We start from the raw sequence: 19,686 nt of genomic DNA on the forward strand, positions 1-19,686 counted from the left end.
TCTGCTACACAAGATCGTGTGAGCGTGGAATCTGCCACTTTGGACGTCCTGGACAGGGCACTCGTTCGGTGCCTTCAGCTGGCGCCGCGCGCGGCGTTCAGCCTGTACGCCGCAGTGCTGGACACCTCCGAGCAGACGGTCGCGCGCCGCTATCGACGCCTGCGCGGCGAAGGGGTCGTGCGCGTGACCGCGGTGCTGAGCACGGAGGCGCTGGGACAGAGCAACTGGGTCGTGCGCATCCAGTGCAAACCGAGCGGAACGGCGGCGCTCGCCCAGGCGCTCGCGAAACGCGCCGATGTCGGCTGGGTGTCGATCAGCGGGGGAGCCGCCGAAGTGGTCTGCGTCGTGCGTTCGCGCACCGCCCAGGCGCGGGAGGATCTCCTGCTGGAGCGCCTGGCCCAGACGGCGCCCGTGCTCGGAGTGACCGCTGCCATGACGTTGCACCCGTTCCTCGCCGGTCGCGCCGACGACTGGGCGGGGCTCGAACACGAGCTGACGCCGGACCAGGAACGCCGACTGCGCGCGTCCGTCGGTGGTGACGAGCAGACCGTCGCGCCGGCTGCGGTCACCCAGCTCGACCCGGGCGATCAGGCGATCCTGGACCGGTTGGTGATCGACGGCCGGTCGACGTACGCCCAGCTCGCGGCGGCCGGCGGCATGACGGAGGGGCGGGCGGCGCGTCGGCTGCATGTCCTGCTCGACCGCGGACTGGCTCACCTGGACGTCGACATCTCCGCCGAGGCCTTCGGGTGGGGGGTGTCGGCGCAGCTGTGGATGACGGCGGCGCCGGCGGACCTGGAGGCGTGCGGGCAGGCGTTGGCCCGCATCCCCGGCGTCACCTTCGCGGCCGCGATCACCGGCCCGCACAATCTGATGGCTGCGGTGGTGTGCCGTGATCACGAGGATCTCTACCGGCTCGTGACGCAACAGGTCGGGGCCGTGCCGGGCATCGCCACGTTGGAGGTCTCGCCCCGGATGCGGACGGTCAAGCAGGCCGGCGCGCTCGTCGAGCGCAGCCGGCTCGCGAACTGAGGCCTAGCTCCTGCGGGTCCGGGGGACCCGGACCGTCGCCGCCAGGGGATCGACGGCGACCCGGACGGCGTACGCGCGTTGCAGCACGTCGCCGTCGACCTCGACCATGGCCGGTTCGGCGCACCGGACCTCGATGCTGGAGGAACGCAGCCGGCCGATCGTGCGGGTCTCGCGGCTGGAGCCCACCGCCACCTGGCCGATGAGCGGCAGCCAGCCACGCAGGCCGGAGGGTCGCAGCACCGCGGTGTCGAGGATGCCGTCGTCGATGACCGCATCGGGCATCAGGTGCATGCCGCCGGTCAGCAACCCGCAGTTGCCGATGAGCACACTGGACATGCGCTCCGGCGGGCCCGCCGCGGCGCCGTCGAGCGCGATCGTGGCCTGCATCCGGTCGTGCGCGATGTAGCGGATCCCCGCCGCGGGGTAGGCCAGCCAGCCGACCCGGTCCTTCAGGGTGTCGTCGGCGGCGGCGAGGATCTCGGCGTCGAGGCCGATCCCGGTCATCACCAGCCCGACCTCGGGCTCGGTCCACACCCCGTCGCCGTCGACGTCCAACTGCACCATCGACAGATCGATCCTGCGGTCCCGCCCCGACAGCGCGACCCGCAGCCCGTCGGCGAACCGGTGGTGCGGGAGCTTGAGGTTGCGGGCGAGCAGGTTGCCGGTGCCCGCGGCGAGGATCCCGAGCGGCATCCCGGAGTCGGCCAGGCCCTGAGCCACACACCGCTGGGTGCCGTCGCCGCCGAGCGCGCACACCAGGTCCACGCCCTTGGCCAGCGCTTCACGCGCCTGGCCGGCGCCAGGGTCCTCGACCGTGGTCTCGAGCCAGAGGGGCTCGGCCCAGCCGTAGTCGTGGAAGATGTGCTCGAGCAGCACCTTCAGCTGGTCCAACCGCCGGAACTTGCTGGGGTTGACGACGACCGCGCCTTGTCGCACGTGTCAGCCTCTTCCATCGTCTCGGTAGTTGAGGGGAAACCTACCCGAGCGTCGGTCCGACCGGGTCGGCTGGACGAAACGGGTTGGGAGCGCGGATCGGTACGCCAGTAGCCTGACCCGCGTGATCGACATCAAACTGCTGCGGGACGACCCCGACCTGGTGCGCGCCAGCCAACGCGCCCGGGGCGACGACGAAGGACTGGTCGACGAGGTGCTGGGCGCCGACGAGCGCCGGCGGTCCACACTGCAGGAGTTCGAGGCGGCCCGCGCCGAGCAGAAGAGCGTCAGCAAGGACGTCGGCAAGGCGATGGGCGCGCTCGGCGCCGCCCGCAAACAGGGCGGCGACACCGCCGAACTGGAGGCCGCCGCCAACCAGGCGCGCGAGCGCGCAGGGGCGCTCAGCGAGCGGGTCAAGGCGCTCGAGGCCGCAGCGGGCGAGGCGGGCTCGGCGTACGAGCAGGGGTTGCGCAAGATCGGCAACATCATCATCGACGGCGTGCCGGCCGGTGGCGAGGACAACTTCACCGTCCGCGAGGTCGACGGTGACCCCACGACGTTCGACTTCGAGCCGCTGGACCATCTGGAGCTCGGTGAGCGCCTGGGCGCCATCGACATGGAACGCGGCGCCAAGGTCGGCGGCTCGCGCTTCTACTTCCTGACCGGCGTCGGCGCGCAGCTCGAGCTGGCGCTGCTCAACATGGGGATCGCGCAGGCGGTGCACCACGGGTTCACCCCGATGATCACCCCGACCCTGGTCAAGGCCGACGTGATGCAGGGCGCGGGGTTCCTCGACGCCCACGCCGACGAGGTCTACCGCCTGGAGGCCGACGACCTCTACCTGACCGGCACCTCGGAGGTCGCGCTCGCCGGCTATCACGCGGGGGAGATCCTCGACCTGTCCGACGGCCCCAAGCGGTACGCCGGGTGGTCGGCCTGCTACCGGCGCGAGGCCGGGTCCTACGGCAAGGACACCCGCGGCATCGTGCGGGTGCATCAGTTCCACAAGGTGGAGATGTTCTCCTACTGCGCGCCGCAGGACGCGGAGCAGGAGCACGAGCGGCTGCTGATGTGGGAGCGGGACATGCTCGCCAAGATCGAGGTGCCCTACCGGATCATCGACACCGCGGCCGGTGACCTCGGCAACCCGGCGGCGCGCAAGTTCGACTGCGAGGCCTGGGTGCCGACGCAGAAGCGCTACCGCGAGCTGACGTCGACCTCCAATTGCACGACGTACCAGGCACGCCGGCTCAACACCCGCTACCGCACGCCAGAGGGCCGCACCGAGACGGTCGCCACGCTCAACGGCACCCTGGCCACGACCCGCTGGCTGGTCGCGATCCTGGAGAACCACCAGCAGGCCGACGGTTCCGTCGTGGTGCCGCACGCGTTGCAGCCCTTCCTCGGGCTCGAGGTGCTGCGGCCGGTCTGACAGGCGTCCTCGTTACCCTCGTTCGCGTGACGGACGAGGGCAGCACGCGCAAGGACGCAGCACCGCAGGTCGATCCCGACAGCACGACGGTCGCTGCGGACGACGAGCAGGCGGCTCCGGCCGGCCGCAACATCGGGTCGTGGCTGCTGGTGCCCGTCGCGGTGGTGATGGTGCTGCTGTGCTGGGGCCAGTGGGCCGTGGTCGCCTTCCATCTGAACGGCGTGTTCTCCGGCAACCTGTTCCACATCCGCCTCAACGGATTCGGCGACCTCGGCACCGACGTGGCAGATGCGCCACCCGTTCCTGGTCACGCGTCGAGCCTCGGCGGGTGGCTGGTGTGCATCTGCGCGGCGGTGCTCCTGGTGGCCGGTGTGCTGCGCGGACTGCGCAGATTCGCCGGTCCGGCCGGCATCGCTGCAGTGGTCGCGGCGCTCGCCCAGATCGCCGTCGTCATCTACTCGGCCGTCGTCGTCAATTCCCAGTCGGGTGGCTTCTACAGCAAGCTGGCGAGCAACGCCAAGGCTTCCGGTATCACTGTGACGTTCTCGGTCGGCTGGGGACTGTGGCTGGAACTGCTGCTGGGCTTCCTGGCTCTCGCGCTCGCCGTCGGTGTGCTGGTGCGCGAACGCAACGCCGACGTGTTGCGAATCAGGTTGTGAGGAGAAGCGGTTCGCGCTCCGTAGGGTGGGCCATATGCCGCTGCTGATCGCTCTGGACATCGACGGCACCACCGTGCACCACGACGGCTCGCTGTCGCCCGTCGTGGGCGATGCCGTCGCCCGGGTGCGCGACGCCGGACACCACGTCGTCCTGGCCACCGGCCGCTCCCTCATCGGCACGGTGCCGATCGCGAACGAGCTGGGCCTCGGCCCGGCGTACGCCGTGTGCTCCAACGGCGCGGTCACGATCACCCTCGACGGGCGCGGCGGTTACGACGTCGTCGAGGCGGTGACCTTCGACCCGGCGCGGGCACTCGCGGCCCTGGAGGGGCAGTGGACCGACGGGGTCGTCGCGAGCGAGCAACTCGGCGTCGGATATCTGGTGAGTGCGCCGTTCCCCGAGGGCGAGCTGCTGGGGGAGCAGCGCGTCGCGTCGTGGGACGAGCTGCTGCACACCCGGACGACGCGCGTGACGTTCCGCTCGCCGACCGGCACGTCGGAGGACTTCGTGGCGCTGGCCGACCGCCTCGGCCTGCACGGGGTCAACTACGCGATCGGCTTCACCGCGTGGCTGGACATCAACCCCGAGGGCGTCTCCAAGGCATCGGCGCTGGAGCAGGTGCGCCGCACGCTCGGCGTCGAGCCGATGGACACCATCGCCGTCGGCGACCACTACAACGACGTGCAGATGCTCACCTGGGCGGCGCGCGGGGTCGCGATGGGGCAGGCGCCCGACGAGGTCCGGGCCGCGGCCGACGAGGTCACCGGCACGGTCGACGACGACGGTCTGGCGGCGGTGCTGCTCTCCCTGCTCTGAACACCGGCGTCATGTCGACCGGGTAAGAGTCAGGTGCGTGACGCCGCTGGGCGTGCTGACGGCCTCGATGTCGAAGCGTTCCTCCAGCCCTTCGAGACCGTCCCACAACCGCACGCCGCGGCCCAGGACGATGGGGACCAGGGCGAGGTGCAACTCGTCGATGAGGTCGGCGGCCAGGAAGTCACGCACGGTCGAGGGCCCGCCGCCGATGCGCACGTCGAGTCCGCCGGCCGCCTCGCGCGCGACCTCGAGCGCCTCCGCCGGCGAGGCGTCCAGGAAGTGGAAGGACGTCCCGCCCTGCATCGTGAGATCCGGCCGCAGATGGTGGGTCAGCACGAAGACGGGCGTGTGGAACGGCGGGTCCTCGCCCCACCAGCCCTTCCAGTCCTCGTCCTGCCATGGACCGCGTTGAGGTCCGAACTTGTTGCGCCCCATGATCTCCGCGCCGATGCCCGTCTGCCAGCGGGAGGCCATCGCCTCGTCGACGCCGCCGCTGCCGCCCTCTGCGCCCTGCATGCCGCGGAAGGTGCGGGTGCCGAGCGCCCACTGCATCAAGCGCATCGACGCATGGCCGAACGGCGTCTCCAGGGTCTGCCCCTCGCCGGTGGCGAAACCGTCGAGCGACACGGCGAAGTTGTGGACTCGGACCTTCGACATGGGGTGCACCTCCGTGGTGATCGTCGAGGCACCCGACCGTATCGGTGGGCGCTACCGGAACTGTCCGGAGTGTGCTCCCCACCACCGACAACCATCTGTCGGCCACATCCTCAGGGGCGGACGTTCCTCAGGTCGTCGAGCAGGCCGGCGTGGGTCGGGCGCCACCCGAGGACGGCGCGGGTGTGCGCGCTGGACGCCGGCTGGTCCATCGCGAAGATCACGCCGAAGGGGCCGAACGTCTCCTGCGGCACGGACTCGACGGGCAGGTCCAGTTGCCGGCCGATGACCGTGGCGATGTCCCGCACCGCGTCGCCCTCGTCGGCCACGGCGTGCCAGGCCGTGCCGGGCTCAGCCGACTCCAGGGCGAGCCGGAAGAGTGCCGCCGCATCGAGCGCGTGCACGGCCGGCCACCGCTGGGTGCCATCGCCGGGGTAGCCGGACACGCCGCTACGGCGCGCGGTGTCGGTCAGCAGTCCGGCGAAACCGCCCTTGCCCTCGTTGTGGACCGTGCGCGGCATCCGGACGGCCGTGCTCCGGACGCCCTGCGAGGCCAACGCCAGCAATGCGTTGACCGACCGGCCCCGACCGCCCACCGGGCCGTCGGTCGGTAGCGGGTCGGCCTCGGTCGACATACGGCCCGGGATCCAGGGAGTGCCCGAGACCGCGACGATCGGACGGTCGCTCCCGATGAGTTCCTCGCCCAGCGCCGTCAGGGCCGCGCTCTCCTCGGCGACGCCGGCGGCGAGCGCCTCGGGCGTGCCGTAGTCGCGCCCGAACGCCAGGCTGATGACGCCGTCGGATCGCGCGGCACCGGCCCGCAGGATGTCGAGGTCCGCCAGGGTGCCCCGCAGCACCTCGGCGCCCGCGGTTTCCAGAGCCCGTGCCGACTCCTCCGAACGGGCCAGTGCAAGGACGGTGTGGTTGTGACCGAGCAACTCGGCGACGACGGGCGAACCGATGGTGCCGGTGCCTCCGGTGACGAATACCTGCATCGTGTGCTCCTGGAGAGTGAAGGGACTGTTGTCCCATCACGCTACACCGATGATGAGACCGATGTCCCATCACCTAGGATGTGGCGATGGCTCGATGGCAACCCGGCGCGACCCAGCGGCTGGTCGTCGCGGCGGTCGATCTGTTCACCGAGCAGGGATACGACGCCACGACCGTCTCGCAGATCGCCGAACGGGCCGGAGTCACCAAGAGCACCTTCTTCCGGCACTTCTCCGACAAACGGGAGCTGCTGGTCGCCGGCCAGGAGACCCTGAGCCGACTGCTCGCCGACGGGATCGCCGAAGCGCCGTCGAGCGCGACCCCGCTGGAGGCCGTCGCGGCCGGACTGCGGCGCGCGTCGGGCGCGATGGGTCCCACGAACCGCGAGATCGGCCCGCGCATCAGGGCGGCGGTGGCGGCCAGCACGGAACTCCAGGAACGCGACGCCCTCAAGAGCGTCGGTCTCGCAGCGGCGATGACGGAGGCCCTCGCCGCGCGAGGCGTCCCGGGCCCGACGGCCCATCTCGCCGCGGAGCTGGGGGTCCTTGCCTTCAAGCGCGGCTTCGCCGAGTGGTCCGAAGGCGATTCCTCGGACGGTGAAGGGCTCGCCGATCGCGCGGTGGCCGCCTTGGACGACCTGCGAGCGGCGACCTCCTCGTTGGGTTGAGTGCTCACCCATCGAGCTGAGCGGGTGTCGGAGGGGCCGAGCACATTGGACCGGTGGCGTCGTTCGGTGAGGTCGAGGGAGTCTGGGTCGAGCGACTCGGCGGGCTGCGCAACGCCGTCCGGCAGCACCTGATCAAAGAGCAGCTCGCAGCGCATCTGGACGGGCTCGGCACCGCACTCGACGTCGGATGCGGTCAGGGGACCCAGGCGATCCACCTCGCGGACGCTGGTCTGGCCGTCACGGGCGTCGATCCCTCGCCGGCTCTCCTCCGACGGTTCCGGGAGGACGCGCAGTCGCGGGGACACGCGGTCCGTGCTCTGCGAGGCGACGTGGAGCATCTCGCGCAGGTGCTGGGCGGGGAGCGCTTCGATCTCGTGTGTGCCCACGGTCTGCTGATGTACGTGCCGGATGCGCGCGAGACAGTGGGCGTGCTTGCGGACCGTGCCCGTGAGGGCGGTGTGGTCTCCTTCACCGTCCGCAACGGTGACGCGCTCGCGTTCCGACCGGGCATCCGCGGAGACTGGGCGGGCGCTCTCGACGCGTTCGACGCGACGTCGTACGTCAACGAGCTCGGCGCGACCGCGCGTGCACACACCCTGACCGAGGCCCGCCGGTGGTGCGCCGACGTGGGGCTGGAGATCATCGCCTGGTACGGCGTTCGCGTGTTCACCGACGCCGTCGGCGCCAGCACCGCGGTCGATCCCGAAACGTTGGACTCGTGCCTGCGCGCCGAGACGGAGGCGGGGTGCCGCGATCCGTACCGGGCGCTGGCAGCACAGCTGCACGTGATCTCGCGGCGCCGATGAGTGGCCCTCGGTATGCGCCGAGCGGGCCATTGCCTGGTGTGTGGGTGGTTGCTACGTTGCGATGCGGGCGTCTCGAGCGCCTACTGGCCCGGGGCACGCGGTCAGGAACGATTTCTCAGACGGTCATCGGAGATCTTCATGCGTCGCACCACCAGTGTCCTCACCGCCACCATGTTCGCCGCCGCGATGGGAGTCGTCGCCGCCGGACCCGCCTCCGCGTCGGCAGCCCCGGCATGGGGGCACCGCCACCATCACGCGGTCAAGACCTCCCCGTACGTCGCGCTCGGCGACAGCTACTCCTCGGCGGCCGGCGTCCAGCCGTCCGTGGTGGGATCCCCGCCCGTCTGCAGCCGCTCGACCCTGAACTACGCCCACGACATCGCTGCGGTCACGAAGCCGACCTCGTTCACCGACGTCACGTGCAGCGGCGCGAAGACCTCGGACTTCTACTCCTCCCAGTCGGCCGGCGTCGCCCCGCAGCTCGACGCGGTCACGAACAAGACCCGCCTGGTCACCATGACCATCGGCGGCAACGACGAGGACGTGTTCGTCGACTCGTTCTTCGGTTGTGCCGCCATCTCCTCCACGGACATCACGGGCAACCCCTGCCAGAAGAAGTACGGATCCACGTTCACCGACGAGATCGTCAACCAGACCTACCCGCACCTGGTGGCCGCGCTGCGTGCGGTGCACGAGAAGGCTCCGCACGCGACCGTCGCGATCGTCGGATACCCCGAGATCCTGCCCGCGACCGGCTCTCTGGCCTGCTACCCGGCGATGCCGATCTCGCTGGGTGACGTGCCGTGGCTGCACCACGAGGAGAACGTGCTGAACAGCGTCGTACGGCGCGCGGCGTGGAAGACCGGATCGCGCTTCATCGACATGGCGCCGAGTTCCACCGGCCATGACGCCTGCCAGCCCGAGAGCAAGCGGTGGATCGAGCCGGCGGTCGGTCCGGTCAACGCCTTCCCGGTGCACCCGAACGCCGTGGGTGAGGCAGCCATGGCGCGTCAGACGTTGCTGCAGTTGTGCATCCGCGCCCACGCGGGTCGCTGACCCGCCACTGACCGATCCCGGGGCCGATCACGGCGTTGATCGGCCCCGGGATCGTCCGTTCACCACCGGGCGGAGTGGACGAACGCCGCAGCCGGTCTGCCCAACCACTGCGTCACGCGCATCACCAGTGCCAGGTCGGCCTGACGCGCGGACCGCAGGTTGGTCAGCCGCGCGGGGGTGCATCCGATCTGCTCCGCCAGCTGTGCCCAGGTCAGTCCCTGCTCACGGCGCTCGTCGTTCAACGCCGTGTGCAGCCGGGGCAGGTCCCACCGCAGTCGGCGGTCCGGGCCCGGCTCGGGCAGGCGGGTGTCGCCGACGTCCACGACCGGGCCGGTCAGGAAGGCCTCAGGAGCCTCGTCGAGCCAGCGCAGCATGAACAGCGCGTACTGGCAGGAGGTCTCGCCCCGCGCGCCCAGCCGGGACACCGCGCCACCGCAGAGGGGGTGGTCGTCCTCCCGCTCGGCGTTCAGGTCCGAGGACTGCTCCCACAACTCCCCGGCGAACTCGAACCAGTCCAGGCCACGCTCGCGCCGCTTCGCGTCGAAGGCGGCCACGAACTGCGGGAAGTCGAAAACGGGCAGCACCGTCATGCTGGCAATCTAGCGACTGGCACCCACGTCCACCACCGGCTCGTCCATCCCCCTCAGGTCACGGACCTGACGGGGATGAACGTCGGTCGGGGGTCAGTCCGAGGAGACGCCGAGCAGGTGCTCCACGGCCAGCCGCTGGATGCGCGCGAAGCCGTAGCCCCGAGTGGCGGCGGCATCGCGATCGAACCCTTCGTACGCCGCCTCGTCGCTCAGCAGCATCTCCCAGGTCTCGTCCTTGTTCAGCGTCGGCTGAGCGAGCTCGGCAACCTCGGACGCCGCCAGGGCCTCCTGGACCTTCGGGCTGGCCCGGAACGCCTTGGACCGCTCGCGCAGCTCGAGATAGAGCTCCATGTTGGCCAGCGCCGACTCCCAGACGCCGTCCATGTCCTCGGTGCGCAGCGGCTTGTAGTCGAAGTGGCGGTCACCGTTGTACGTCGGGCTGCCGCCTGGCGCGCCGTTCTCGAGCAGATCCACGGTGGAGAACGCCTGCAGCAGGTCGCCGTACCCGAAGACCATGTCCTGGTCGTAGCGCGGACCCTTCTGACCGTTGAGGTCGATGTGGAAGAGCTTGTCCTGCCACAGCGCCTGCGCGATCCCGTGGGTGTAGTTGAGGCTGGCCATCTGCTCGTGGCCGGTCTCGGGGTTGATCCCGACCATGTCGGCGTGTTCGAGCTGGGAGATGAACGCCAGCGCGTGTCCGATCGTGGGGAGCAGGATGTCGCCGCGGGGCTCGTTGGGCTTGGGTTCGATGGCGAACCGCATCCCGTACCCCTTGTCGATGGAGTACTGAGCGAGCAGGTCGATGCCCTCGCGGTAGCGGTCCAGGGCGGAGCGGACGTCCTTGGCGAAGTCGACCTCGGATCCCTCCCGGCCACCCCAGAACACGTAGATCTCGGCTCCCAGTTCCGCAGCGAGATCCATATTGCGCATCACCTTGCGCAGCGCGTAGCGGCGTACCGAACGGTCGTTGCTCGTGAAGCCGCCGTCCTTGAAGACCGGGTCGCCGAAGAGGTTCGTGGTCGCCATCGGGACGACCATGCCGGTGTCGGCGAGGGCCTGCTTGAACTCGGCGACGATGCGGTCCCGCTCGGCGGTCGAGCTGCCCGGCGGGATCAGGTCGTCGTCGTGGAAGGTGATGCCGTACGCGCCCAGCTCGGTGAGTTTGTGGACTGCCTCGACTCCGGCGAGCACCGGCCGGGTGGCTTCACCGAAGAGATCGCGCGCCTGCCACCCCACGGTCCACAGCCCGAAGCTGAACTTGTCCTCGCGGGTAGGGATGAGTGCCATACATAACTCCCATGCGTCGGTGTGCGGATGCAGTTCGGTCCGGTTCGTCGTGGCGTCCGATCCGGGGCGTCACGCCCGGGTCGCCGCGCCGCGAAAGTTGACTGGCGGATCGCGCCCACAGCTTGCTTTCAGCCACTGAACACGGCGTTCATGCGAGGTGGCGACGGTGTACGACGTCGCTGCCCACCGTTGCACAACGAGGGCGATCTGTGGCGCAGGTCACAGGTCGGTCACGCTTCCGCGAGGATGCTTCCAGTGCCGACACTACGGCCATATGTTGTGCGCCGTTACATCAGCGTGTCGACCGGAGCGGCCGGCGCGTTCAGACAACCGCGAAAGGGCGGGATCTATGCGCAAAGGCATGAACATCCTCATCGCCGCAGGGGCTGTGGGGACCATGGCTCTCACGGGCTGTGGCAGCTCGAGCAAGAGCGGCGGCAGCAGTTCCAGCGCCGGCGGCTCGAGCTCGTCGAGCTCCTCGAGCTCGTCGTCGTCCTCGGGTTCCTCCAGCTCGGCAGCCGGCGGCGGCACGTTCGACGGCAAGGGCGCCAAGGTCGGCATCATCCTGCCGGACACCACCTCCTCGCCGCGCTGGATCACCGCTGATCCCACGGCGTTGAAGGCGGACTGCAAGGCCGACAACCTGAACTGCGACATCCAGAACGCCAACGGCTCCGCCGCGACGATGAAGACCATCGCCAACGGCATGCTGGCGAACAAGGTCAAGGTCCTGATGATCGTCAACCTCGACCCGGCCTCTGGCGCGGCGATCGAGCAGCAGGCCAAGAAGAACGGCGTCCTCACGGTCGACTACGACCGGCTCACCCCCGGTGGCGGCGCGTCGCTCTACATCTCCTTCGACAACGTCAAGGTCGGTGTCGCGCAGGGCACGGCCCTCACGCAGTGCTCGCAGGTCAAGGGCAAGAGCTCCGTGCAGTACGCCCAGATCGACGGCGCGTCGACGGACAACAACGCCACACTGTTCCGCCAGGGATACGAGAGCGTCCTCAGCAAGACCAAGGGCTGGACCAAGGTCGCCGAGCAGGACGGCAACTGGGACGCCCCGACCGCGGGTCGTGAGTTCAGCACCATGCTCGCCGCCCACCCGGGCATCAAGGCCGTCATGGTCGCCAACGACACGATGGCCGGCGCCGTCATCACGGACCTGAAGAATTCCCACCTGAGCGGCCAGGTCGCCGTCTCCGGGCAGGACGCTTCGGCGGCCGGTCTGCAGCGCGTCATGGACGGTTCGCAGTGCTTCACCATCTACAAGCCGACCACCGAGGAGGCCGGCCCGGCCATCAACGCGATCGCGCAGCTGGTGACCGGCAAGGTCCCGTCCACCACGGCGACCGTCGAGGACCCGACCACCAAGGCGAAGGTGCCGTCGATCCTGGCGACGCCGATCGTGATCACCAAGGCGAACGTCGCGCGTCCGATCAACGACGGCTACGTTCCGAAGAACACCGTGTGCACCGGCAGCTTCGCCGCCATGTGCACCTCCAACGGCGTCAAGTGACGCCCCGCGCCAGTAGCACCTGCGGACTGGCGCACTGAAGGTCCAGCGTCCGGGTCGGTCGGCATCTCGCCGGCCGGCCCGGAGGCGGACGCAACCGGGTCGTGCCCCTTCGGCAGCCGCCCGGCACCCATCGAACCGGAGGTAACGCCGCAGTGCCCGATCAGCCACTACTGCAATTGCGCAGTATCAACAAAAGCTTCGGTCCCGTGCACGTCCTCCAGGACGTCGACTTCGAGGCCCGCGCGGGTGAGGTCACGGCTCTTGTCGGTGACAACGGAGCCGGCAAGTCCACGTTGGTGAAGTGCATCAGTGGCACGTACACCATCGATTCCGGCGAGTACTCCTTCGACGGTGCGTCGACGAACATCCACACCCCCCGTGACGCCTCGGCGCTCGGGATCGAGATCGTCTACCAGGACCTGGCGCTGTGCGACAACCTCGACATCGTGCAGAACATGTTCCTGGGTCGTGAACGGGTGCAGAAGGCGGTCCTGGACGAGAACTCCATGGAGCACGCCGCCGAGGAGACGCTCGCGTCGCTGTCGGTGCGCACGGTGAAGTCGGTGCGCCAGCGGGTCTCCAGCCTCTCCGGTGGCCAGCGCCAGACGGTCGCCATCGCCAAGGCGGTGCTCTGGAACTCCAAGCTCGTCGTGCTCGACGAGCCGACCGCGGCGCTGGGCGTCGCGCAGACGGCGCAGGTCCTCTCACTCGTGCGCCGGCTGGCGGACCGTGGCCTGGCCGTGGTCCTGATCTCGCACAACATGCTCGACGTGCTGGAGGTCTCCGACCGGATCGCCACGCTGTACCTGGGCAAGATGGCCGCGATGGTCGAGCGCTCCCAGGTCAACCAGACGCAGCTGGTCGAACTCATCACCACCGGCAAGACCGCTGGCGTGCCGGCGATGACCACGGGAGTCGCAGAATGAACGACATCAACAAGCCCCCTGCCTCGGTGGACACCGACGCGAACGGCACAGAGGGCACCAAGGGCACAGAAGGCACGACCGGCGCCACCCGGAACGTCTCCGCGCCGAAGGCCGGCTCGCTCGAGGCCGTGGCCACGACGGTGCCGACCGGCAACAGCGTGTCGGCGTACGTCACCAACTACCTGCAGCGCCTGCGCGGCGGCGAGATGGGCTCCCTGCCCGCCGTCACCGGGCTCGTCCTGCTCGTCATCGTCTTCAGCATCCTGCAGCCCACTTTCAAGGGGCTGTTCAACCTGGGCAACATGCTGACCGAGGGCGCCGGCCCGATCTTCATCGCCATGGGCCTGGTCTTCGTCCTGCTGCTCGGTGAGATCGACCTGTCCGCCGGCTTCGCCGCGGGCGTCTGCGCCACGGTGATGGTGCGACTCATGGTGGGGTACCACGCCCCGTGGCCGGTCTCCATCGGTGCCGCGATCCTCACCGGCGTGATCATCGGTTTCCTGATCGGCTTCCTGCGCGCCAAGGTGCGCATCCCGTCGTTCGTCGTCACCCTCGCGTTCTTCCTGGCGTTCCAGGGTGTGGCGCTCTACATCGCCAACAACGGCAAGGGTCAGAAGGGCGACATCACGATCACCGACTCGGTGGTCAACGGTTTCGACGGAAACCAGATGCCGATCTGGGCGGGCTGGCTGCTCGCGGTCCTCATCGTGGGTGGGTACGCCGCGGTCAAGTTCCTCGCCCAGAACGGTCGACGCCGCCAGGGTCTCAACACCGAGCCCATCGCGGTCATCGCCTTCAAGGTCGGTGCGATCGCGGTCGGCACGTTCCTCGCCGTCTACGCGCTCAACCAGAACCGGTCGATCAACCAGGCGGCCGGTTTCAAGACGGTCAACGGCAAGCTCGTCAAGGTGGCTGCGCAGGAGCTCTCCGGAGTCCCGTGGGTCGTCCCGATCATCATCGCGTTCTTCGTGGTGTGGACGTTCGTGCTGAGCCGCACCCGGTACGGCCGCCACGTGTACGCCGTCGGTGGCAACGAGGAGGCCGCCCGACGGGCCGGTATCCCCGTGGACCGGATCCGCATCTCGGTGTTCGTCCTCTGTTCGGCCATGGCCGCCATCGGCGGCATCATGATCGGCTCGAACGTGCAGTCGGTGAGTGTCGCCAACTACGGCGGCAACACCCTGCTGTTGGCGGTGGGTGCAGCCGTGATCGGTGGCACGAGCCTCTTCGGCGGTAAGGGGCGCATGATCGACGCCATCGTCGGTGGTGCCGTCGTCGAGGTCATCTACAACGGCATGTCCAACCTCGTGAAGGGCACGAACAGTGCGGCCGTGCAGTACATCGTGACCGGAGTGGTGCTCATGTTGGCCGCCGCCGTCGACGCTCTGTCCCGTCGTCGGGCGGGTTCCTCCGGCCTGTGACCTCCTGGCGGGGGGACGAGTAATGGCACGTCAGATCTCATCCGGCCACCAGTCCATCCGAAGTCACAACCTGCGCATCGTCCTGTCCGAGATCCACCGCCGGGGGCGGCTGTCGCGCGCCGAGCTGACGCGCGTGACGGGGTTCAACCGCAGCACGATCAAGGTGCTGGTCGCGCAGCTCGAGGAGCTGGGGCTGGTGTCGGAGTACGCACCCGCCGCGCGCGGCACGGCGGGTCGGCCCTCACCGATCGTCGGACCGCGCACCGACGGCCCGTACGCCGTGGCGGTCGACGTCGCCGTGAGTCACCTCACGGTGGCGGCGGTCGCCCTCGGCGGGCGGGTGCTGGCACGTCACTCCATCGATCTGGCCGACGTCATCGCGCCGGAGGAGATCGTCGCGGAGGTGGTCGCGGGCGTGCGCGCCCTGGCCGACAGCATCCCCGGGCAGAGCTGGCTGATCGGCGTCGGGGTGAGCGTGCCGGGGACGGTGCGCCGACGCGACTCCCGGATCCTGACCGCCCCGAACCTGCACTGGGACGACGTCGACCTGGTGGGGATGCTGCAGGTCGCATTCGGCGATGACATCCCGATCCATCTGGGCAACGACGCCAACCTCGGTGTCGTGGCCGAGCACCTGCGCGGGGTCGCGCGCGACGTCGACGATGTCGCCTACCTCATCGCCCGGGTGGGTGTCGGTGCGGGCTTCCTCGTCGACGGTGTGCCGCTCCTCGGCGCGCACGGGCTGGCAGGCGAGATCGGCCACATCGTCGTACAGCCGGGAGGGCCGCTGTGCTACTGCGGCAACCAGGGGTGTTTCGAGCAGGTCGTCGGTGAGCGCGCGCTCTTCGCCCGTGCCGGCCTCTCCGGTCAGACGTCGGCATCCGGCATCGGCGAGGTGATGAAGGATGCCGACGACGGCAACGTCTTCGCCCAGACCGCGATCGACGACGTGTGCCAGTGGTTGGCCGTCGGGCTGGCGAGCATCTCCCACCTGGTCAATCCGCAGCTCATCGTCATCGGAGGCTCCCTCAGCCGGCTCCTGGACGAGCGGCAGGAGGATCTGCAGTCCTCCCTGGACGCGTTGATGGCCAGAGCACCCGGTGAACCGGCGCGCGTGTGCCTCGGGGGTCTGGGCGAGGACGCGACCCTGCTGGGGGCGGCAGAGCTGGTCTTCACCGATCTGCTGGAGGCTCCGCTGGCGACGGCATCGGCACACCGCGGCCAGACCGAGGTGCTGGGCGGCCTCGATGCCGTCCCGTTCCGGGAGGCCCACGGTCGGAGCCGGCATGCACGGCCCGCGGTCAGAGCCGGTGAAGGACGAGCTGGCCGGCAGTCGTCGTCAGCGGGATGAGGACCAGGTCGCCGAAACCGATCACGAGTCCGTGGGCGCCGGTCCCAGGCGGCCGGGGCGGTCGACCCCCGTTCGCGGCAGGTGGCGCGGCCGGTCCCGTGACGACCGTAGGGTCGTCGTCGTGTCCGAACTCCTGATCACCTCGCCGTCCAACCCGCGGCTCAAGGACGTCGTCGCCCTGCGCAAGCGGCGGCGGCGCGACGAGCTCGGCCTCACGCTGATCGAGGGGTACGACGAGTTGCGGCTCGCGGTCGACGCCGGGGTGGTGCCCCGTCAGCTGCTGTACTGCCCCGAGCTCGCGTCCGCCGGCGCCGAGGTGGCACAGCTGGTGCGGGAGTCCGGCGAACGCGGCGCGCAGATCGCCCGGCTGAACCGCGCGGCGTTCGAGAAGATCGCCTACCGCGAGGGCGCGGACGGCATCGTAGCCGTCGCCGCACTCGCGGGGACGGCGCTGGACGACGTTGCGACCAAGGATGATTCGTTGATCCTGCTCGCAGAGGGTGTCGAGAAGCCGGGCAATCTCGGCGCCATGCTGCGCACGGCCGACGCCGCCGGCGTGGACGCCGTCGTCTCGGCCGACCCGGTGACCGACTGGGGCAACCCCAACGTCGTACGCGCCTCGAAGGGCACCGTCTTCGCGGTGCCCGTGGCGACGGCGCCCACCGCGGAGACGCTGGCGTGGCTGCGCGCCCGCGGCGTGCGGCTGGTCGCGGCCACCCCCGATACCCGCACGTCGTACACAGACGTCGATCTCACCGGCGCCGTCGCGATCGCCGTCGGCACCGAGAAGGAGGGCCTGACCGGCTCGGTGCTCGACGCAGCCGACGAGCGGGTCGCCATCCCGATGTCCGGCACGGCCAACTCCCTCAACGTCGCCACCTCCGCGGCGATCCTGCTCTACGAGGCTGTCCGGCAGCGCCGCTCGGCCGCCCCGCACACCCCCCGCTGAGAGTGCCGGAGCCGCTATCCCACACCCAGCTTGGAGCCACCTGGCAGCGGGTGGCACGATGCTCAGCATGCGAGTCGACCATGTGGTGTACGCCGCCGCTGCAGACGGATTGATCTCCACCGCGAAGCGGGTCGGGGCCCTTCTCGGAGTCGAACCCAACGACGGTGGGATCCACCCTCGGTTCGGCACCCGCAACATGATCATTCCCCTCAAGAACGACCGGTTCGTCGAGGTCGTGGAGGTGCTCGACCACCCCGCATCGGACAAGGCTCCCTTCGGCCAGGCCGTGCGCGCGTGCTCCGAGGCGGGGGGCGGCTGGCTCGCCTGGGTCGTGCGGGTCAACGACATCGGCATCGCCGAGGGACTGGTCGGCCGCGCCGCGGCGCCCGGCAACCGGCACCGTCCCGACGGGGTCGAGTTGTCCTGGAAGCAGCTCGGCGTCAAGGGCCTCACCTCCGACGCCCAGGTGCCCTACTTCATCCAGTGGGCCGACGGGGTGCCGCACCCCTCCGGCGACGGTCCGACCGAGGCCAGCCTGACTCGTCTGCAGATCGGCGGGTCTCCGGTGCGGGTGCGCGACTGGCTCGGACTCAACGGCGAGCCCGGTGTCGATCGCGACGAGTGGGAGCCCGGCATCACCTTCGACTTCGCCGCCCCGCACGGCACGCCCGGCCTGATCTCGGTGAGCTTCGAGACCGCTGACGGTCCCGTCACCATCTGACCGGGCGCGTCGCTCAGCTCTTGACGAGCCGGGCGATCGCCGCCGACGCCTCGGCGACCTTGTCGTGGGCGGCCTCCTCGGACTCCCGCGCGGCATCGACCACGCAGTGCGCGATGTGGTCCTCGAGCAGCCCCAGGCTCACCGACTGCAGCGCCTTGGTGATCGCGCTGACCTGGGTAAGCACGTCGATGCAGTAGTCGTCCTCCTGGACCATCCGCTGGATGCCCCGGACCTGTCCCTCCACCCGGCGCAGCCGGGTGAGGTAGTCCTGCTTGCTGCCTGAATAGCCGGCCATCTCGACCAATCCTCTAGGTGTCTGGTGTCGCCCCCAGGGTACCCCTCGGGGGTATTCGCGCCGAGGGTGCGGGCGGGTCGTTCGGGGCCGAGCGGGCCATTACGAGGTCCGCAGCAGGAGCGTGCCGGTCGCCCGGCGGTCAGCGCTCGAGGAAGTCGACCAGCTGCGGTGCGAGGCCGACGTACGACGCGGGCGTCAGCGCCAGCATCCGTTCCTGCACCTCCGGCGGGAAGCCGAGCCCGCGCACGAACTCGCGCAGGTCGTCGCCGGTGATCCGGCGCCCGCGGGTGAGTTCCTTGAGGCGCTCGTAGGGCTGATCCATCCCCTCGACGCCGGCCGCTCCCAGCGCGCGCATCGCGGACTGGATCGCCTCGCCGAGCACCTCCCAGTTGCGGTCGAGGTCGGCGGCCATCGCGGCGGGGACGGCGTCGAGCCCGGCGAGGCCGCGGCCCGCGTTGTCCAACGCCAGCATCGAGTGCCCGAACGCCGTGCCAATGTTGCGCTGCATCGAGGAGTCGGTCAGGTCGCGCTGCAGGCGCGACTGCACGAGGGTCGCGGCGAGGACGTCGAGCAGCGCGTTGCTGACCTCGAGATTGGCCTCGGCGTTCTCGAACCGGATCGGGTTGACCTTGTGCGGCATCGTGCTCGACCCGACCGTGCCCTGGCCGCGCACCTGGGCGAAGTAGCCCATCGAGATATAGGTCCAGAAGTCGGTGCACAGGTTGTGCAGCACCCGGTTGAACCGCGCGACGTCGGCGTAGAGCTCGGCCTGCCAGTCGTGGCTCTCGATCTGCGTGGTGAGCGGGTTCCACTGCAGGCCCAGCGATTCCACGAAGTCGCGGCTGACGGAGATCCAGTCGGTGCCGGGAACGGCGGCGGTGTGTGCGCCGTACGTGCCGGTCGCCCCGTTGATCTTGCCGAGGTATTCGGCGCCCTCGATGCGGCGCAGCTGCCGGCCCAGGCGGTGGGCGAGGACGGCGATCTCCTTGCCCATCGTGGTGGGCGTGGCGGGCTGGCCGTGGGTGTGCGCGAGCAGCGGCACGTCGGCCAGCTCGCGCGCCATGTCGGCCACCTGCTCGACCAGGCGCGCTGCCTTCGGGGCCCACACGCCGGTAACGGCGCCCTGCACCATCAGCGCGTACGACAGGTTGTTGATGTCCTCGCTGGTGCAGGCGAAGTGGATGAGCTCGGAGAGCGCGGGCGCGTCCTGCTCGCCGACGATCGCCGGCAGGCGGCGCTTGAGGTAGTACTCGACTGCCTTCACGTCGTGCACCGTCTCGCGCTCGATCTCGGCGAGCTCCTCGATGTCGGCGAGGTCGAAGTCCTGCGGGATCGCGCGCAGCTGCGCCTGCTCGGCCTCGGTCAGGGCGCGGACGCCGGGCACCGCGCCGACCGTGGTGAGGTGGATCAGCCACTCCACCTCGACGTGCACGCGTTGCCGGTTCAGCGCCGGCTCCGAGAGGTGGTCGACCAGTGCGGAGACGACTCCGCGATACCGGCCGTCGAGGGCGCCGAGGGCGATCGGCGGGGTGGCGGAGGCGAGCGAACGCATGGCGGTCATCCTCTCAGCCCGCCGTC

The 19,686-nt window shown here is 69.9% G+C and carries 20 protein-coding genes; 13 read left to right on the forward strand and 7 right to left on the reverse strand.

The features are described from left to right. The first annotated feature begins 18 nt into the window (after positions 1-18). Positions 19-1,032 (forward strand): Lrp/AsnC ligand binding domain-containing protein, encoded by a 1,014-nt coding sequence (locus tag HNR15_RS00495; protein ID WP_218883495.1) that lies wholly within the window; start codon positions 19-21, stop codon positions 1,030-1,032. 3 nt (positions 1,033-1,035) lie between these two features. Here HNR15_RS00495 and HNR15_RS00500 read toward each other — a convergent pair whose 3' ends face one another. Then, a complete protein-coding gene (locus tag HNR15_RS00500; RefSeq protein WP_179478204.1) occupies positions 1,036-1,968 on the reverse strand; it encodes a diacylglycerol kinase family protein in 933 nt (310 codons plus the stop codon). A 121-nt stretch (positions 1,969-2,089) separates the two neighbouring features. Here HNR15_RS00500 and serS point away from each other — a divergent pair, with 121 nt between their 5' ends. The 3 genes from serS to HNR15_RS00515 are packed head-to-tail and all read left to right on the forward strand — an operon-like array spanning position 2,090 to position 4,873. Continuing rightward, positions 2,090-3,397, forward strand: coding sequence for a serine--tRNA ligase (serS, locus tag HNR15_RS00505; RefSeq protein ID WP_179478206.1), 1,308 nt, complete (start codon positions 2,090-2,092; stop codon positions 3,395-3,397). A gap of 26 nt (positions 3,398-3,423) precedes the next feature. After that, positions 3,424-4,056: a hypothetical protein gene (locus tag HNR15_RS00510; protein WP_179478208.1), complete on the forward strand. Its 633-nt coding sequence runs from the start codon at positions 3,424-3,426 to the stop codon at positions 4,054-4,056. Between the two features lie 34 nt (positions 4,057-4,090). After that, the gene (locus HNR15_RS00515) at positions 4,091-4,873 is read left to right on the forward strand and encodes an HAD family hydrolase (RefSeq protein WP_179478210.1); all 783 of its coding nucleotides are present in this window, start codon (positions 4,091-4,093) and stop codon (positions 4,871-4,873) included. A gap of 9 nt (positions 4,874-4,882) precedes the next feature. Here the strand turns inward: HNR15_RS00515 and HNR15_RS00520 are convergent, their stop codons facing one another. Continuing rightward, positions 4,883-5,530, reverse strand: a complete 648-nt coding sequence (locus HNR15_RS00520) for a dihydrofolate reductase family protein (protein WP_179478212.1) — start codon at positions 5,528-5,530, stop codon at positions 4,883-4,885. Between the two features lie 110 nt (positions 5,531-5,640). After that, positions 5,641-6,522, reverse strand: a complete 882-nt coding sequence (locus tag HNR15_RS00525) for an SDR family oxidoreductase (RefSeq protein ID WP_179478214.1) — start codon at positions 6,520-6,522, stop codon at positions 5,641-5,643. An 86-nt stretch (positions 6,523-6,608) separates the two neighbouring features. Here HNR15_RS00525 and HNR15_RS00530 point away from each other — a divergent pair, with 86 nt between their 5' ends. The 3 genes from HNR15_RS00530 to HNR15_RS00540 all read left to right on the forward strand — a co-directional run bounded on the left by HNR15_RS00530 (position 6,609) and on the right by HNR15_RS00540 (position 9,049). Next, positions 6,609-7,187 carry a TetR/AcrR family transcriptional regulator gene (locus HNR15_RS00530; protein WP_179478216.1) on the forward strand — a complete coding sequence of 193 codons (579 nt, stop codon included), beginning with the start codon at positions 6,609-6,611 and terminating at the stop codon, positions 7,185-7,187. A gap of 53 nt (positions 7,188-7,240) precedes the next feature. Beyond that, on the forward strand, positions 7,241-7,993 hold the full coding sequence (locus HNR15_RS00535; RefSeq protein WP_179478217.1) for a methyltransferase domain-containing protein: 753 nt from the start codon (positions 7,241-7,243) through the stop codon (positions 7,991-7,993). A 138-nt stretch (positions 7,994-8,131) separates the two neighbouring features. Continuing rightward, complete coding sequence (locus HNR15_RS00540) at positions 8,132-9,049, forward strand: SGNH/GDSL hydrolase family protein (RefSeq protein WP_179478218.1); 918 nt, start codon at positions 8,132-8,134, stop codon at positions 9,047-9,049. A gap of 59 nt (positions 9,050-9,108) precedes the next feature. Here the strand turns inward: HNR15_RS00540 and HNR15_RS00545 are convergent, their stop codons facing one another. Further along, complete coding sequence (locus HNR15_RS00545) at positions 9,109-9,639, reverse strand: helix-turn-helix domain-containing protein (protein ID WP_179478219.1); 531 nt, start codon at positions 9,637-9,639, stop codon at positions 9,109-9,111. Positions 9,640-9,732: 93 nt separating this feature from the next. Next, positions 9,733-10,926 (reverse strand): xylose isomerase, encoded by a 1,194-nt coding sequence (gene xylA / locus HNR15_RS00550; protein ID WP_179478220.1) that lies wholly within the window; start codon positions 10,924-10,926, stop codon positions 9,733-9,735. 361 nt (positions 10,927-11,287) lie between these two features. On the opposite strand from xylA, the gene HNR15_RS00555 reads away from it, so the two are divergent. From HNR15_RS00555 to HNR15_RS00580, 6 genes are all read left to right on the forward strand, one after another. After that, positions 11,288-12,445 (forward strand): sugar ABC transporter substrate-binding protein, encoded by a 1,158-nt coding sequence (locus tag HNR15_RS00555; RefSeq protein ID WP_218883496.1) that lies wholly within the window; start codon positions 11,288-11,290, stop codon positions 12,443-12,445. Positions 12,446-12,651: 206 nt separating this feature from the next. Then, entirely contained in the window at positions 12,652-13,371 is a 720-nt protein-coding gene (locus tag HNR15_RS00560) for an ATP-binding cassette domain-containing protein (RefSeq protein WP_343048348.1), read from the forward strand. After that, positions 13,368-14,792 (forward strand): sugar ABC transporter permease, encoded by a 1,425-nt coding sequence (locus HNR15_RS00565; RefSeq protein WP_179478223.1) that lies wholly within the window; start codon positions 13,368-13,370, stop codon positions 14,790-14,792. The genes HNR15_RS00560 and HNR15_RS00565 overlap by 4 nt, the downstream gene beginning before the upstream one ends. A gap of 22 nt (positions 14,793-14,814) precedes the next feature. Continuing rightward, positions 14,815-16,143: an ROK family transcriptional regulator gene (locus tag HNR15_RS00570; protein WP_179478225.1), complete on the forward strand. Its 1,329-nt coding sequence runs from the start codon at positions 14,815-14,817 to the stop codon at positions 16,141-16,143. Positions 16,144-16,264: 121 nt separating this feature from the next. Further along, complete coding sequence (locus HNR15_RS00575; RefSeq protein ID WP_343048349.1) at positions 16,265-17,092, forward strand: TrmH family RNA methyltransferase; 828 nt, start codon at positions 16,265-16,267, stop codon at positions 17,090-17,092. 67 nt (positions 17,093-17,159) lie between these two features. Continuing rightward, the gene (locus tag HNR15_RS00580) at positions 17,160-17,813 is read left to right on the forward strand and encodes a VOC family protein (protein WP_179478229.1); all 654 of its coding nucleotides are present in this window, start codon (positions 17,160-17,162) and stop codon (positions 17,811-17,813) included. 13 nt (positions 17,814-17,826) lie between these two features. Here HNR15_RS00580 and HNR15_RS00585 read toward each other — a convergent pair whose 3' ends face one another. Then, positions 17,827-18,108, reverse strand: a complete 282-nt coding sequence (locus HNR15_RS00585) for a metal-sensitive transcriptional regulator (RefSeq protein ID WP_179478231.1) — start codon at positions 18,106-18,108, stop codon at positions 17,827-17,829. Positions 18,109-18,247: 139 nt separating this feature from the next. Next, entirely contained in the window at positions 18,248-19,660 is a 1,413-nt protein-coding gene (gene purB / locus HNR15_RS00590) for an adenylosuccinate lyase (protein ID WP_179478233.1), read from the reverse strand. Between the last annotated feature and the right edge of the window lie 26 nt (positions 19,661-19,686).

Source organism: Allobranchiibius huperziae (assembly GCF_013410455.1).
Lineage (GTDB): Bacteria > Actinomycetota > Actinomycetes > Actinomycetales > Dermatophilaceae > Allobranchiibius > Allobranchiibius huperziae.

Coding starts and splice junctions, on each gene's coding strand:
- HNR15_RS00515 (WP_179478210.1), top strand. CDS start 4,091: ATGCCGCTGCTGATCGCTCTGGACATCGACGGCACCACCGTGCACCAC.
- HNR15_RS00520 (WP_179478212.1), bottom strand. CDS start 5,530: ATGTCGAAGGTCCGAGTCCACAACTTCGCCGTGTCGCTCGACGGTTTC.
- HNR15_RS00525 (WP_179478214.1), bottom strand. CDS start 6,522: ATGCAGGTATTCGTCACCGGAGGCACCGGCACCATCGGTTCGCCCGTC.
- HNR15_RS00530 (WP_179478216.1), top strand. CDS start 6,609: ATGGCTCGATGGCAACCCGGCGCGACCCAGCGGCTGGTCGTCGCGGCG.
- HNR15_RS00540 (WP_179478218.1), top strand. CDS start 8,132: ATGCGTCGCACCACCAGTGTCCTCACCGCCACCATGTTCGCCGCCGCG.
- HNR15_RS00545 (WP_179478219.1), bottom strand. CDS start 9,639: ATGACGGTGCTGCCCGTTTTCGACTTCCCGCAGTTCGTGGCCGCCTTC.
- xylA (WP_179478220.1), bottom strand. CDS start 10,926: ATGGCACTCATCCCTACCCGCGAGGACAAGTTCAGCTTCGGGCTGTGG.
- HNR15_RS00555 (WP_218883496.1), top strand. CDS start 11,288: ATGAACATCCTCATCGCCGCAGGGGCTGTGGGGACCATGGCTCTCACG.
- HNR15_RS00565 (WP_179478223.1), top strand. CDS start 13,368: ATGAACGACATCAACAAGCCCCCTGCCTCGGTGGACACCGACGCGAAC.
- HNR15_RS00570 (WP_179478225.1), top strand. CDS start 14,815: ATGGCACGTCAGATCTCATCCGGCCACCAGTCCATCCGAAGTCACAAC.
- HNR15_RS00580 (WP_179478229.1), top strand. CDS start 17,160: ATGCGAGTCGACCATGTGGTGTACGCCGCCGCTGCAGACGGATTGATC.
- HNR15_RS00585 (WP_179478231.1), bottom strand. CDS start 18,108: ATGGCCGGCTATTCAGGCAGCAAGCAGGACTACCTCACCCGGCTGCGC.
- purB (WP_179478233.1), bottom strand. CDS start 19,660: ATGCGTTCGCTCGCCTCCGCCACCCCGCCGATCGCCCTCGGCGCCCTC.